Raw genomic sequence first — 13,640 nt, forward strand, 5'->3', positions numbered from 1 at the left:
GCGGCGCCCGCCATCTGGACCCAGCGTCCCCAGCGGGGGCGCAACGCCTCGAACGACATGGATGGATTGAACGCATGTCGCTGCAACCTCCTGGCCGTTTTCCCCTCCGTTTTGCCTTTCGCCTGCCTCAGTCTCATGCTGGCCGGATTGCGCTCGCGCTGAGCGTCGTCTACCTCGTGTGGGGCTCCACGTATCTGGCCGTGCACGTGGCGCTCGGATCATTCCCGCCGCTCCTTCTGTCCGGCCTGCGCAACCTGTTTGCGGGCATCGGCCTGTTCGTCTTCGCCGCGCGTCGTGACCCGGTCTGGCCAAACGCCGCTGAGATTCGCAACGCCGGGCTGGTCGGTACGATGCTGGTGGGTCTCTCGAGCGGGATGCTGGCTTTCGGCATGCGCACGGTCGGCACCGGCACTGCCGCGGTCATGGTCGCTACCGTGCCGCTGTTCGCTACCGTCATCGCCGCTGTGGCGGGACGCAAGATCGGGCGGGGCGAATGGTTTGCCGTGGGCCTCGGACTCGTGGGGATTGCGATCCTGAGCCAGGGCGGTGGAGCGTCGGGTTCGGCCGGCGGGAGTCTCGCAATTCTGTGTGGCGCGCTCTTCTGGGCAGGCGGCGCGCATCTGGCTGGACGGCTGAAACTGCCGTCGGACCTGTTTATGTCTACCGCGTTGCAGATCGGCCTGGGTGGCGCGATGTCGACGATCGTCGCGTGGCTGTCCGGCGAGCGCATGGCCGAACTGCACATCCTGCCGCTGCTGGCGTTCTTCTACCTGATGCTGGTCGGCACCATGGCTGCGTATGTCGCGTACGGCTATCTGATCCGGCATACCAGTCCGATCATCGCCAGCAGTTGCATGTACGTGAACCCGGTGGTGGCGGTCGCGCTTGGCGCGCTGCTGCTCGGCGAACCGGTGACCGGCGCAACGGTGATTGCGACGGTGGTGATCCTGGCGAGTGTCGGTCTGTCGTTCTGGTTCGATTACCGGCGCCGTGGTCTGGCGTGAGGGGCAGAGGCCCGCAACGCGCCCCCGCGTTGCCTGACTATAAACGCGCCGCCAGCTCCGCCCCTTCGCGGATTGCCCGCTTGGCATCGAGTTCGCTGGCCAGCGCCGCGCCGCCGATCACGTGATACCGCGGGCCGTCCGCAGGCGGCGTGGCCGGCTGCAGATCGCGCAAGGATTCCTGCCCCGCGCAGATCACGATCGTCTCGACCTCGAGCCACTGCTCGGTGCCTTCGCGAGCGATCTTCAACCCGCGTTCGCTGATCTCCAGATACGACACGCCGTCGAGCATCCGCACACCGTTGCGCATTAGCGTGGCCCGGTGCACCCAGCCCGAGGTCTTGCCGAGCCCCGCACCGAGCTTGCCGGCTTTGCGCTGCAACAGCCAGATGTCGCGTACCGGTTGCGCAGGCAGCGGCGCTTTCAGACCGCCGCGCTCGCGCACGGCCAGATCGACGCCCCATTCTTCGAGCCACGCGTCGCGCGGCTGCGGCAGCGGCTCGCCGGGATGATGCAGCAGGAACTCGCTGACGTCGAAGCCAATCCCACCGGCGCCGATTACCGCGACGCTGCGGCCTACGGGTGCGCCGCGCAGCACCTCGACGTAGGTCAAGACGTTTGGCCCGTCGATGCCGGGAATCGCCGGACGGCGCGGAGCGATGCCTGTGGCGAGGATCACGTCGTGGTAGCCGCCCGCGCCGAGCAGCGCGTCATCGACGCGAGTGGCGAGCCGCACGTCGACGCTATACCGCTGCAACTGGCTCTGAAAATAGCGGATCGTCTCACTGAATTCTTCCTTGCCCGGCACACGCATCGCGAGATTGAACTGTCCGCCGATGGTTGTGCTCGCATCGAACAGCGTCACACGGTGGCCACGCGAGGCGGCCACCGTTGCTGCCGATAGCCCGGCCGGCCCGGCACCCACCACGGCAATCGTCCGCGGCGTCTCCTGACTGGCGAGCGGCCGGTACACCAGTTCAGTTTCGCGTCCCGCGCGCGGATTGACGAGACAGGTGGCGCGCCGGTTCTGGAACGTGTGATCGAGACAGGCCTGGTTGCACGCGATGCAGGTGTTGATCTCGTGCGTGCGCCCCTCGGCGGTCTTTATGACGAAGTCCGGGTCGGCGAGCAGCGGCCGCGCGAGCGACACCAGATCGCCCGCGCCCTGAGCGAGCAGATCTTCGGCGACGTCCGGTGTATTGATGCGGTTCGAGACGATCACCGGTACTTTGACTGCTGCCTTCAGGCGCGCGCTGAGCGGCGCAAAGGCCGCTCGCGGCACCGAGGTGACGATGGTCGGCACACGCGCCTCGTGCCAGCCGATCCCGGTATTGAACATCGTGACGCCGGCCGCTTCCAGAGCCTGCGCGACCTGCACGGTCTCTTCCCACGTATTGCCGCCTTCGACGAGATCGATCAGCGACAACCGGTACACCACGATAAAGCGCTCGCCGCACGCGGCCCTGACTGCTTCGACGATCTCGCGCGCAAGCCGCATGCGGTTCTCGAGACTGCCGCCGTAACGGTCGGTACGCTGGTTGGTGCGCGGGCAGAGGAACTGGTTGAGCAGATATCCCTCGCTGCCCATGATCTCGACGCCGTCGTAACCGGCGCGCTGGGCGAGCCGCGCGCAGCGTGCATAGTCGCGCACGGTCTTCGCCACGCCGGCCAGCGTCAGTGCGCGCGGCTTGAACTTCGAAATCGGCGACTTCAGCGCCGAAGCGGACACCACGAACGGTTGATACCCATAGCGTCCCGCATGCAGGATCTGGAGCGCGATCTTGCCGCCTTCGGCATGCACGGCCTCGGTCACGAGGCGGTGATTGCGCAGGTCGAACACTGAGTTTAGCGTGCCGCCGAACGGCAGCAGCCAGCCTTGCCGGTTCGGCGAGATGCCACCCGTGATGATCAGACCGGCGCCGCCTCTGGCGCGCTCGCGGAAATACGCGGCGAGTTTCGGGTAGTTCCAGAAGCGGTCTTCCATGCCCGTATGCATCGAACCCATGACGACCCGGTTGCGCAGAGTCGTGAAGCCGAGGTCGAGTTCGGCGAGCAAGAATCGGTAAGGCATGCAACGGACCTTGTAAAAGTGGGGTGCGCCCGAACAATACACCGCCGATCGGCCGAACCTTCCGAGGAAAAATTCTAATCCTGCGAACTCGTTGGCCACCAGGCCTGTACCGACGGTATCTGATCCAGTCTGGTGCATGCGGCACATCGATTGCTGAATGCGAGCGTCCATATCACGCGCGTCACACTGAACCGATGCGCAACAGGGATAAGAGAGAGCGTCGCTGAGACAGCTCATCGGGGCCGTTCGCCTGAAAACGAACGCGCCATCCGGCGGGTACGGCGTTCGTACAACTAATGGGTCGAGACCCGACATCGATACAGGTGCACATATGAAGCTAATCCGAACCATGGCGGCCATGATTGGCGTTGCGGCCGTCCTGACAGCTTGCGGTGGCAGCGGCAGCGACGCCGCGAAAACGCTGGGGATCACCGATCCGGAAATCCACTTCGAAAATGCCGTGCCCGGCAGTTCGCCCTATGACTTCCTCGTCAACGGCTCGGCGCCAGGTGGACAAACCAATGTCGCCTACCTGGGTGTGACGAACTTCACCAACATCGGCACGGGCGCGACCACGGTCGCGTATGCCGCCACGGGCACCAAGACGGCGCTTGCCAGCGGCAGTTTCCCGGACGTGGCCAACGGTCATGAATACACCGTGATCGCCTTGCCGGGCCTCACGAGCCCCGGTATCGGCCTGATCGACGATCCGTTCGACAAGGGCCTGCTGTCGAACGACGCACGCGTGCGGGCGTTCAATGCCTCGGCGAACGCGACCAATCTCGACCTCTATATCGTGCCGGCCGGGACCAACATCAACACTGTCAGTCCGACGATGGCGGGTGTTTCGTTCAGCAATGCCGTACCGGCTAGCGGTCAGGACTCGCTGTATCTGTCGGGTGGCACCTATATCGCGATCGCCACGGTAGCAGGCAGCAAGACGGCGATTTTCCAGTCGGCGTCGTTTAGTCTTGCTAACAACGCGGACTGGCTGGTCACCACGGTGCCGATCGCCGGCACGTTGAGCCAGTTGCTGCCGGGCCAGATTCACTTGCTGGTTGCACAGGGCGGTAACACCGGCACGCCGGCGATTGAATTGGCCAACACGCTGACGGGCCAATAAGCGGTCAAGCGGCCCTCAACAGGCGCTCAAAAGCGAGTCCATTAGCGATTAACAGGCAACTATAAGACCGACGTAGTTCGGCATGGCAGGGAGGAGCAGGGCGGCGATCCACCAATGGTGGGTCGCCGCGTTGCTATGTGTCGGCCAACATCGTGTGCGGCGCGATTGGCATGCGATGGCGTGTCCTTGCCACCCCGCAGCACGTAAAAAAGCCCGACGCGCAAACGCATCGGGCTCAACTTGCAGATCACATCGAAAGCGATCTCGCTGACGCCGCCACGGCGCCAGCAAGCCGCGTTACTTGGCTTCTTCCGCGCTGTTCGTGATGGCGTGGCCGCCGCTGGAGATATCCTGGCCGGCGCCAGCCACGGTGTTGCAGCCGGCGAGGGCCGCAGTGCCGGTAATCAGAAGCAAAGCGATGGCGATGAGTCGAGTCATGAGTTTTCCCCTTCTGAAGAATGCATCGATTGACGCGCCTGATGAGCGGCGCGCGCTCCCTGTCGACCAACCGGGCATCGCGCCAGCCGATCTGGTCTGATTGCATCTTAAAAAATGGGGCGTCGCGGCGATGTCGGTCACGCCGCGATTTTGTTGTAGGCGCGATCCGTTGTTTGCGTCGGCGCTGTCCTACAGGCGCCTGTGCATCCGCGCAGTACCACCTGCGCGGCTACATCGAAGCAGACGGAGCGTCGAGCGCCGACGCGGTCGTGCTGACGCAAGGCATCACCACGTGAATATCGGTGCCGTTCGGCACGCCGCGGCGGATATCGAAGCGGCCGCCGTGCGCCGCCACGCGCTGGCGCATGCCGAGCAGGCCATGCGTGTGAGTGCGCTTCAGGTCGGCGGGCGTGATGCCCACACCGTTATCGGCGATGGACAGCGCGACCTGACCGTCCGCGATCTCGAGCCCAATCGATACTCGCGAGGCGCGCGCGTACTTCGCCGCATTCGTGAGGGACTCCTGCGCGACGCGGAACAGCGCGATTTCGGTCTGCTCGTCGAGCTGGATGTCGTCTTGGGGCAGATTCAGTTCCAGCACCCAGTTGTTGCGCTGCGCCGACTCGTCGGCAAGCGTGCGCAACGCGGTCACCAGGCCGAAATTGGTCAGCACGGTCGGGCGCATGTCTTCGATGATGCGGCGTTTGAGCGCAATGCCCTGATCGAGGTTGGCGAGCGCGCGCGTGAGTTTTTCGGAGATCGCTGGTTCGCTGTCCTTCAGTTTGCGGTTGGCCCAGGCCACGTCCATCTTGCTCGCAGTGAGAATGGCGCCCAGCTCGTCGTGCAGTTCGCGCGCAAGCTGGGTTTTTTCGTTTTCGCTGACGGCCTGCAAGTGCCACCCCAGCGCTTCGAGCTGGCGGGTGCGCTCGGTGACCAGCTGGTCGAGCTCTTCCTGCTGCGTGATCAGTTGCCGCTGCACGCGCGCCTGGCGATCGATCTGGATGCCGAGATTGCGAAACAGCAGGATGAACAGCACGATATTCAATGCCGATAACCCGGCCGCCACCAGCGTCGACACGCGCTGATCGGCCCGGCTCGCATCGAGCGCATGCTGCGCGCGGCTCGCTTCGTTATCGCGCAGCAGCGACAGGGTGTTGTCGACGAGGCCCGCATCGGCCGGCGCCGCGCCGCTGGCGGTACCGCAGGCCGAGAGCGCGAGCGGTTGCGGCTCGGCTTGCTGCAACGCAGCGGCGCCCGCGCCGATGCGCGCGTCGATTAACGATGCGATCTGTGTGAAGCTCGCCAGCTCCGCGCTGCCCGCCTCGCGGCGGTGATAGTAGACGCTCAGTTGTTGCGCGATCTGACGCACCCGGCCCGCGGTCGAGCAATAGGCCTGTACGTTGGCCGTCTGCTTCGTCAGAAGAAAGCTGCTTTGATAGGCGCTCAGTTGCGCCAGCTGGCTTTGGAGCGTGCTCAGTTGCACGGTGACGTCGCGTGCTTCGAGGGCGCTCTCGTACTCGGCCGCGATGCGTTCGCGGGCGGTCTCGAGAATCACGAGGCCGCCCACCGTGATGACGATCGCCACCGTCATCGCAATCGCCCAGCTCCGGTTGCGCATCCACGCGTTGAGCCGCGTCGCCGCGAGCGGCGTTTGCGCCGGATTTCGCATTGGGGTTTGCACCGAGCTATCCAGCGGGTTTTGCACGTTCTTCACGCCTCGGTTCCTTGATGACCTTCTTAGTGTAGCGGGCGCCGCGCACGCGGGGCGGCTTCACGCACATGCACGGCTCATGCCGCGTCATCGTAAAGCACCTGTAATGCAATGTCGGCGGATTCTCACACGAAAAACGGCGTGAGCCGGAATGCGGTACGCCAAAGCGGTCATTACGATGGTTCTACTAGTCCAATCCTTGTTACGGGAGAAATCCATCATGCTGAAATGGGCCTTGATCTTCGCTGTGATCGCCATCATTGCCGGTCTGTTCGGCTTTACCGGCATTGCAGCAGGCGCTGCCGCAATTGCGAAGTTCCTGTTCGTAGTGTTCCTGATTCTCTGCGTGGTGTTCCTCGTACTTGGTTTTGTGGTCACCAAAAAAATAGTTGATTAGCGGCGGGGCATCTAGCCGGGCACACGGATGTCGCACAGCCCGGCGCCTCATCGACCAACAACACTTAACTCAGGAAGGGAGAACCGCCATGCTTCACTACGCAGTCGTATTTTTTATCATCGCGATCATTGCCGCGGTCTTCGGGTTTACCGGCATCGCGGCAGGCGCCGCCGAAATCGCCAAGATCCTGTTCTACATTTTCCTGGTCGTGTTCGTCGTGACACTGCTGCTTGGCGTGTTCCGAACGTAGACGTTACCGAGCTCCGGCCACTGGCACATCAGGCGCGGTTCGTGCGTGATGTGCAGTTCCCCCAATACCGGTTAAAGGAGAAGCTCAATGTCGAAGTCATCCAGCGCACCCACCCAGAGCCACGGTCCGTTCGTGATGGACCTGCAGAAAATTCGCGAGGACGCTCGCAAGCACATGTCCGATGGTGCCGTCACGCAAAGTTACGGCGCCGACCGCGAGGTGGTGCTCAAGCTGTTGAACGATTCGCTCGCGACGGAAATCGTCTGCGTGCTGCGCTATAAGCGCCATCATTTCATGGCCAAGGGCATCAACTCGGAGGCGGTCGCCGCCGAATTTGCCCAGCACGCCGCCGAGGAACAGGGACACGCCGACCGTTTCGCGGAACGTATCGTGCAGCTCGGCGGCGAGCCGGACTTCGCTCCGGACAGCCTGAAGAGCCGCTCGCATTCGGAGTATCAGGAGGGCAAGAACCTGACCGAGATGATTCGCGAGAACCTGATCGCCGAGCGCATCGCGATCGATACGTATCGCGAGATCGTTCGTTACCTTGGCGATAGCGACGTGACCACCCGGCGCATCTTCGAGGAAGTGCTGGCGGTCGAAGAGGAGCACGCCGACGACATGGCGGACCTGCTCGAAGGCCGCGAGTGAGAGTAGCAAGCGCGTGCAAATGAGCGTAGCAGCGCGCTCGACCGGGCACGGCAGGGACGTTTCGCCTCACGTCGAGGCGAGACGTCATTACAATGTCCGCTTGGGATCGATCTTCGCTGCACAGACGGGAAGCCAATGATTCGAGTGTTGATAGCCGACGATCACGCCATCGTCCGGGGCGGTTTCAGACAGTTCGTCGCCGACGAGCCGGATATGTGCGTGGCCGCGGAAGCCGCGACCGGCGACGAAACTATCACCCTTGTGCGCGAGCAGGCCTTCGACGTGGTGCTGCTCGATATCGCCATGCCGGACAAAAACGGTATCGACACCTTGCGGGTCATCAAACAGGTGCGCCCGAAGCAGGGCGTGCTGATCCTCTCCGGCTATCCGGAGAGCCAATACGCTATCAATCTGCTGCGGGCCGGCGCGAATGGGTATCTGAACAAGGACTGCGAGCCCGACGAAATCGTGCGGGCAATTCGCGCGGTGGCACGCGGGCACCGCTATCTGTCGGAGGCTGTGGCCGATACACTGGCGGACAATCTCGACAAGCCGGCCGCCGGCCGTCCACACGAAGGGCTGTCCGAGCGCGAATTCCAGATCTTCTGCAAGCTTGCCGCCGGGCAGATTCCGACTGACATCGCAGAAGAACTGCATTTATCGGTGAAGACCGTGAGCACTTACCGGGCGCGGGTACTGGAGAAAATGCGCCTGACCAACAATGCGGATCTGACCTACTACGCGATCAAGAACGGCTTGATCGAGTAGTCAATGAGTAGCGTCACGCAAGGAGCCATGCGCGGACATCGCGCGGAGCAAGGCAATGAGCAGCGATTCGATCTCTCCTGACAGCGCCGGCCAGCCGCCCTTGCGGGTGCTGCTGATCGAGGATTCGGCATTGATCCGCCGCAGCATCGTCGAGGCTATCGACGCGTCGGGGATGCTGCATGTCGCGGCCTTCGCCGACACCGCGGACGAGGCCATCGCGCTGTTGACCGGCGAATCCTTCGACGCGGTCATCATCGACCTGCAACTGAAGCACGGTTCGGGTGTGCCGGTGCTGGCGTATCTGCAGCGCGAGGGTTTGATCGATCGCACCTTTGCGGCGGTTCTGACCAATCATGCGTTGCCGGCCTACCGCGAGCGCTGCCTGCAATACGGCGTGCGCCACTTCTTCGACAAGTCGTTCGAGTTCGACCGGGTGATCGATGCGCTGCACGACTATGCGCAGACCCGCAGGGATGGCTGACGGTAGTGCGCGTCAAGCTCGTTCGAGCCCGTATCAAGCGTCCGCAACCGGGCGCTGCGGCTGGCGCAGATGATTCCACGCCGCGAGCCCGGCGAACACCACTCCGGCGATGCTCACGCCCACCCATCCGAACACCGGCCAGACCGCGGCACCGACCGCCGAGCCCGCCGCGCCGCCGATGAAGTACGCCACCATGTAGACCGTATTCACGCGGCTGCGCGCGTCGGGTGAGAGCGCGTAAATGCGCGACTGGTTGGAGATCTGCGCAGCCTGCACGCCCACATCGAGAATGATCACGCCGACCACCAGCCCGGCGATGCTCGTGCTGGACAAGCCGAACACGACGAACGATACGGCGACGAGTCCGATCGACAGCGTGATGATCGTGCGCGGTCCGCGTCGGTCGGCGAACTTGCCCGCCAGCGGCGCGGCCATGGCCCCGGCTGCGCCGACAATGCCGAACAGGCCCGCAGCCTGCGGCCCGAGATGGAACGGCGCGCCTGCCAGCAGCAGCGCCAGCACCGACCAGAAAATGCTGAACGCCGCGAACATGAATGCGCCGGTAAGCGAAGCCTCGCGCAGACCCGGGTGTTCGACGATCAGATGCCACATCGACACCATCAGTTTGCCGTAGGGCAGCGCTGAAGTCGGCTGGCTCTTCGGCAGACGCAGCAGGATCACCACGGCCAGCACCAGCAGCGCCACCACGGAAACGCCGAAGACTGCGCGCCAGCCGAAATATTCGGCCACGAGGCCGGCGGCGGTCCGCGCCAGCAGGATCCCCAGCAGCAGCCCGCTCATCACCGTGCCGACCGCCTGACCACGCCCGGAGGGCGGCGCGAGTTCGGCGGCGAACGGCACGGCCTGCTGCGCGATGGTGGAGAGCACGCCGATCGCAAGGCTGGCGCCGATCAATACCACGAGAGTCGGCGCCGTGGTGGCGACCACCAGCGCGACGCACAGGCCGGCGATCTGCAGCAGGATCAGCAGACGCCGGTCGAAGCGGTCGCCGAGCGGCGCAAGCAGCAGCATGCCGGCTGCGTAGCCGAGCTGGGTGGCGGCCGGCACCACGCCGACCCAGGACGCGCTATGCGGAAACGACTCGCGCAAGCTGTCGAGCAGCGGCTGGTTGTAATAGATATTCGCGACGGAGACGCCGGCGATGACGGCAAGCAGAAGCAGCAGGCCACGCAGCGAGCGTTCAGTGGCGGCGGGCGAGGCGGAATCGGTCGTGGACATGGGCGGGGGCCTTCGACGGAGCGTCAGGATAGACGCTCCTCAAGCCCGCCGATCATACCGGAGCGAGGCGGATCGTGCTGATCCCATGAAAATGAGATGCCCGTTCGCTTTCGGTCCGTACAATCCCCCGGCCTCGCGATGGGGCGATCAGCAATCTTCGACGCAGCAGGCTATGAAAACGCAGCGATTTGCAGGACTTGAACCGAAGGGCTTCGGCGGCTGGCTGCTGCTGGCGATGCTCGGACTCGTGGCCATGACGGCCGCCACGATCGTGGAGTTGCACGATCCGCTCAAGATGATGCTCGAGTGGGAATTGCTCGCGGTTTTTGTGCGGCCGGAAACGCACGGCTGGTATCGCGCCGTGATCGCAATGGTCGGCATGGACGTGGCGACCGGCGTGTTCATCGTGGCCGGTATGGGCTGGCTGCTTTTGCTTGCGTGGCGGCGCTCGGTGCGCTTTCCCGTGCATCTGCAGGCATGGCTTCTTGCCATCGTCGTGATGCGCACCATCGCGTACCTGGTGGGCGACCACATGACCCACGCGATTGCGATCGACGTCGCGATTCCGTTCGACGGCTTCGAAATCGCCGTTGTAGCAGCGGCGCTCGGGATTCCGTACGTCAGGCGAAGCCGGCGGGTACGCAACACCTTTATCGCGCGCTGACCTCCGGGGTTGAGGCGCATCCGCGAAGCTAATATTTTCCAGACGGCCCTCTCGTACAATAGCGTCCACCGTTCTACGTGGACCGTTGATGAAGCCCGTGCCGTTGAAGTTGCCACATGCCATCCCGAAGCATCCTGACGCCGCGGTAGCACGTCGTCGTGCGTGGTTCCCCCGGTTGTTTCAGGCGTGGCGAGCCGTACCGCGCAGCACGCCGGCGATACTGGCCGCGTTGGCGGCAACGGCCCTGGTCACGCTGCCCGTTCACGCCGCTCCGTCGATCGCCCAGTTTGGCGAGCCGCGCTACCCGGCCAATTTCAGCCACTTCGACTACGCCAACCCCGATGCGCCCGCTGACGGCACGCTGAAGTTCGGCAACTACAACGAGCTGCAGAGCTACGATTCGCTCAATCCGTTCCTGTTGCGCGGGGCGCCCGCTCCGGACATTCGCGAGCTGATGTTCGATACGCTGATGCAGCGCAGCTGGGACGAAGTGGCATCGGAATATCCGCTGATTGCGGACGACGTCGAAGTACAACCGGACTTTACTTCGGCGACTTTCCATATCAATCCCGCGGCGCGCTTTTCCAATGGTGATCGCATCACCGCAGCCGACGTCAAATATTCATTCGATATACTAACAAGTCCACAAGCTTCGCCGCTGTTCAATTCCCAGTTTGCGGTGATCAAAAGCGCGACCGTGCTCGACCCGTCGACGATCCGCTTCGATTTCACCCGTCCTGAACGGGACGCGCCGTTGATCGCAGGTGACCTGCCGGTGTTTTCGCCGAAGTGGGGCATGCGACCCGATGGCACACACGTGACTTTCGAACAGACCGCCAACGTGCCGCCGATCGCGAGCGGCCCCTATCTGATCGAGCGCCGTATCAACGACAAGACGATCGTCTACCGGCGCAATCCCGCTTATTGGGCCGCGAATCTGCCGTCGCGGCGCGGCATGTTCCGTTTCGAACGCGTGACGTTCCAGCTCTTTCTCGACAACTTCGGTCCGCTCGAAGCCTTCAAGGCCGGCAGCATCGACGTCAACGTCGAAGGCAGCGCCACCATCTGGGCGCGCCGCTATGTGGGAGAGAAGTTTCGCACTGGCGAACTGAAGCAAGGCACGTTTCCCAACGGACCTGCGTATATGCAAGGCATCCTGATCAATGTGCGGCGGCCGATGTTTCAGGACGTGAGAGTGCGTCGGGCGCTGACACTCGCGTTTGATTACGAGTGGATGAACCGGATGATGTTCTACGACCAGTACCGGCGCTCGACCAGTTACTTTGACCCGGATTCGTTCGGCGCCACGGGCATGCCCGGTCCGAAGGAGCTGGCGTTGCTCGAGCCGTATCGCGCCAGTTTGCCGCCGGCCGTGTTCGGGCCGATGCTGAAGCAGCCGTCGACGCTGCCGCCCAGCTCGCTGCGGGCCAATCTGCGTGAGGCGCGCGACCTGCTGGGCGAGGCCGGCTGGCACTACCGCGACGGCGCGTTACGCGACGCCAACGGCACCGCCATGACGATCGAGGTACTCGACGACGAACCCGGCATGGACCGTCTACTGCTGCCCTACATGCAGGCGTTGAATACGCTGGGCATCCAGACTCAATGGCGCGAGGTGGATAGCGCGCTGTACCAGCAGCGGCTGGACAGCTTCGACTTCGACATGACCACTGGCGGCTATCTGCCAGTCAGCGTTCCAGGCGTCGAGCTGCTGCGTCGCTTCAGCAGTGCGGCGGCCGCGGAGGAAGGATCGGAAAACACCGTGGGCGTGCGCTCCAAGGTCGTCGACGCGCTGATTCAGAGCGCGTTGTCCGCGCAGACACTCGACGATCTGCAGGCGGCCACCCGCGCGCTCGACCGCGTGCTGATCAATTCATATTATGTGGTGCCGGAATTCTATGCGCCGAACGCGCGCATCGCCTACAAGAGGACGTTCGGCTGGCCGGCGACCTTGCCGAAGTCCTATCGCGACGTGGATTGGGTGATCGACTACTGGTATGTCAAACCGCATGGCGCCTAGTCGATCAACGCACCTTCGGGCTCGTAGAACGGATACGGCCCCTCTGAGCGATCCACATACGCGTGGTGCGTCACCAGTCCCGTGGCCGCGTCGTAGTGGTGCAGGGCAAAGGCGGCTGGCTCCAGCATGAACGCGGACGGCGCCTCCTCACGCAGATCCAGCGCCACCTGATGCGCAGGCGCCGGCACCGCTGAGGCGATCGTGCCGCCGAAGCGCACGAACATCGGGCGATGCACATGCCCGCAGATCACCCGTTCGACATTCGGATAGCGCGCAATCAGCGTCGCCAGCTTCTGCGCCGCCTGCGGCTCGAGCCGGATCTCATCCATATGACCAATGCCGCAGTCGAACGGCGGATGATGCAAGGCGACGATCACCGGTTTGCCTTGCGCAGCCTCCAGTTGACCGGCGAGCCATTCGAGACGCGCCTCGCACAGATCGCCGCCGCTTTCGCCGGGCACGATGGAATCGAGCGCCAGCAGGCGCAGCGGGCCGATATCAACCGCGTACTGCACGAAGTCGCCGCCCGCGCTTAACTCGGGACGGTCGCTGAAGGCGTCGCGCAGGGCTGCACGGTCGTCGTGATTGCCGACCAGCAGGTAGTACGGAATCTCGAGTGGCGCGAGCAGTTTCTTCAGATGTTCGTATTGCTCCGGGTCACCCTGGTCGACGAGATCGCCAGTCATGACGACGACATCGGGACGCGGCTCGAGTGCATTGAGCGCCGCAACGCAACGGGCGAGCGCGGCGCCGGTATCGACGCGGCGGTAAGCGAGCGCGCCGGGCCGTTTGATATGCAGGTCGCTGATCTGGGCTAGCAACATGG

General features: G+C 63.8%; 14 protein-coding genes. 9 read left to right on the forward strand and 5 right to left on the reverse strand.

Annotated elements, in window-relative coordinates; translation table 11 throughout:
• Positions 1 to 74: 74 nt before the first annotated feature.
• Positions 75 to 1,004 (forward strand): EamA family transporter, encoded by a 930-nt coding sequence (locus P3T17_RS01865; protein ID WP_429404362.1) that lies wholly within the window; start codon positions 75 to 77, stop codon positions 1,002 to 1,004.
• Between the two features lie 37 nt (positions 1,005 to 1,041).
• On the opposite strand, the gene P3T17_RS01870 is transcribed toward P3T17_RS01865, so the two are convergent.
• Positions 1,042 to 3,072, reverse strand: coding sequence for an FAD-dependent oxidoreductase (locus P3T17_RS01870; protein ID WP_429404364.1), 2,031 nt, complete (start codon positions 3,070 to 3,072; stop codon positions 1,042 to 1,044).
• 331 nt (positions 3,073 to 3,403) lie between these two features.
• On the opposite strand from P3T17_RS01870, the gene P3T17_RS01875 reads away from it, so the two are divergent.
• Positions 3,404 to 4,195, forward strand: coding sequence for a DUF4397 domain-containing protein (locus P3T17_RS01875; RefSeq protein WP_074264071.1), 792 nt, complete (start codon positions 3,404 to 3,406; stop codon positions 4,193 to 4,195).
• A 297-nt stretch (positions 4,196 to 4,492) separates the two neighbouring features.
• Here P3T17_RS01875 and P3T17_RS01880 read toward each other — a convergent pair whose 3' ends face one another.
• Positions 4,493 to 4,633, reverse strand: a complete 141-nt coding sequence (locus P3T17_RS01880) for an entericidin A/B family lipoprotein (RefSeq protein WP_074264072.1) — start codon at positions 4,631 to 4,633, stop codon at positions 4,493 to 4,495.
• Between the two features lie 229 nt (positions 4,634 to 4,862).
• Positions 4,863 to 6,302: a sensor histidine kinase gene (locus P3T17_RS01885; RefSeq protein WP_429405477.1), complete on the reverse strand. Its 1,440-nt coding sequence runs from the start codon at positions 6,300 to 6,302 to the stop codon at positions 4,863 to 4,865.
• A 262-nt stretch (positions 6,303 to 6,564) separates the two neighbouring features.
• Between P3T17_RS01885 and P3T17_RS01890 the strand changes: the two genes are divergently transcribed.
• The 5 genes from P3T17_RS01890 (at position 6,565) to P3T17_RS01910 (ending at position 8,891) form a co-directional block, all read left to right on the forward strand.
• The gene (locus tag P3T17_RS01890; RefSeq protein ID WP_074266002.1) at positions 6,565 to 6,741 is read left to right on the forward strand and encodes a DUF1328 domain-containing protein; all 177 of its coding nucleotides are present in this window, start codon (positions 6,565 to 6,567) and stop codon (positions 6,739 to 6,741) included.
• Positions 6,742 to 6,829: 88 nt separating this feature from the next.
• Positions 6,830 to 6,991, forward strand: a complete 162-nt coding sequence (locus P3T17_RS01895) for a DUF1328 domain-containing protein (RefSeq protein ID WP_074264073.1) — start codon at positions 6,830 to 6,832, stop codon at positions 6,989 to 6,991.
• A gap of 87 nt (positions 6,992 to 7,078) precedes the next feature.
• Entirely contained in the window at positions 7,079 to 7,642 is a 564-nt protein-coding gene (locus tag P3T17_RS01900; protein ID WP_074264074.1) for a ferritin-like domain-containing protein, read from the forward strand.
• Between the two features lie 135 nt (positions 7,643 to 7,777).
• Positions 7,778 to 8,410 (forward strand): response regulator, encoded by a 633-nt coding sequence (locus P3T17_RS01905; RefSeq protein WP_074264075.1) that lies wholly within the window; start codon positions 7,778 to 7,780, stop codon positions 8,408 to 8,410.
• A 55-nt stretch (positions 8,411 to 8,465) separates the two neighbouring features.
• On the forward strand, positions 8,466 to 8,891 hold the full coding sequence (locus P3T17_RS01910; RefSeq protein ID WP_429404366.1) for a response regulator: 426 nt from the start codon (positions 8,466 to 8,468) through the stop codon (positions 8,889 to 8,891).
• A gap of 33 nt (positions 8,892 to 8,924) precedes the next feature.
• Here the strand turns inward: P3T17_RS01910 and P3T17_RS01915 are convergent, their stop codons facing one another.
• A complete protein-coding gene (locus P3T17_RS01915; protein ID WP_429404368.1) occupies positions 8,925 to 10,130 on the reverse strand; it encodes an MFS transporter in 1,206 nt (401 codons plus the stop codon).
• Between the two features lie 172 nt (positions 10,131 to 10,302).
• On the opposite strand from P3T17_RS01915, the gene P3T17_RS01920 reads away from it, so the two are divergent.
• Positions 10,303 to 10,794 (forward strand): DUF2569 domain-containing protein, encoded by a 492-nt coding sequence (locus P3T17_RS01920; RefSeq protein WP_074264078.1) that lies wholly within the window; start codon positions 10,303 to 10,305, stop codon positions 10,792 to 10,794.
• Between the two features lie 88 nt (positions 10,795 to 10,882).
• Complete coding sequence (locus P3T17_RS01925; RefSeq protein ID WP_429404370.1) at positions 10,883 to 12,814, forward strand: extracellular solute-binding protein; 1,932 nt, start codon at positions 10,883 to 10,885, stop codon at positions 12,812 to 12,814.
• On the opposite strand, the gene P3T17_RS01930 is transcribed toward P3T17_RS01925, so the two are convergent.
• Positions 12,811 to 13,638, reverse strand: a complete 828-nt coding sequence (locus tag P3T17_RS01930; RefSeq protein ID WP_429404372.1) for a phosphodiesterase — start codon at positions 13,636 to 13,638, stop codon at positions 12,811 to 12,813. The two genes, P3T17_RS01925 and P3T17_RS01930, sit on opposite strands and share 4 nt — an antisense overlap.
• Positions 13,639 to 13,640 lie beyond the last annotated feature (2 nt).

Origin of the sequence: Paraburkholderia sp. GAS82 (assembly GCF_050436285.1) — a bacterium.
GTDB lineage: Bacteria > Pseudomonadota > Gammaproteobacteria > Burkholderiales > Burkholderiaceae > Paraburkholderia > Paraburkholderia phenazinium_B.

Bases quoted from the DNA above. Each gene is read 5' to 3' on its own strand.
- P3T17_RS01865 (WP_429404362.1), top strand. From the start codon at position 75: ATGTCGCTGCAACCTCCTGGCCGTTTTCCCCTCCGTTTTGCCTTTCGC.
- P3T17_RS01870 (WP_429404364.1), bottom strand. From the start codon at position 3,072: ATGCCTTACCGATTCTTGCTCGCCGAACTCGACCTCGGCTTCACGACT.
- P3T17_RS01875 (WP_074264071.1), top strand. From the start codon at position 3,404: ATGAAGCTAATCCGAACCATGGCGGCCATGATTGGCGTTGCGGCCGTC.
- P3T17_RS01880 (WP_074264072.1), bottom strand. From the start codon at position 4,633: ATGACTCGACTCATCGCCATCGCTTTGCTTCTGATTACCGGCACTGCG.
- P3T17_RS01885 (WP_429405477.1), bottom strand. From the start codon at position 6,302: ATGCGAAATCCGGCGCAAACGCCGCTCGCGGCGACGCGGCTCAACGCG.
- P3T17_RS01890 (WP_074266002.1), top strand. From the start codon at position 6,565: ATGCTGAAATGGGCCTTGATCTTCGCTGTGATCGCCATCATTGCCGGT.
- P3T17_RS01895 (WP_074264073.1), top strand. From the start codon at position 6,830: ATGCTTCACTACGCAGTCGTATTTTTTATCATCGCGATCATTGCCGCG.
- P3T17_RS01900 (WP_074264074.1), top strand. From the start codon at position 7,079: ATGTCGAAGTCATCCAGCGCACCCACCCAGAGCCACGGTCCGTTCGTG.
- P3T17_RS01905 (WP_074264075.1), top strand. From the start codon at position 7,778: ATGATTCGAGTGTTGATAGCCGACGATCACGCCATCGTCCGGGGCGGT.
- P3T17_RS01910 (WP_429404366.1), top strand. From the start codon at position 8,466: ATGAGCAGCGATTCGATCTCTCCTGACAGCGCCGGCCAGCCGCCCTTG.
- P3T17_RS01915 (WP_429404368.1), bottom strand. From the start codon at position 10,130: ATGTCCACGACCGATTCCGCCTCGCCCGCCGCCACTGAACGCTCGCTG.
- P3T17_RS01920 (WP_074264078.1), top strand. From the start codon at position 10,303: ATGAAAACGCAGCGATTTGCAGGACTTGAACCGAAGGGCTTCGGCGGC.
- P3T17_RS01925 (WP_429404370.1), top strand. From the start codon at position 10,883: ATGAAGCCCGTGCCGTTGAAGTTGCCACATGCCATCCCGAAGCATCCT.
- P3T17_RS01930 (WP_429404372.1), bottom strand. From the start codon at position 13,638: ATGTTGCTAGCCCAGATCAGCGACCTGCATATCAAACGGCCCGGCGCG.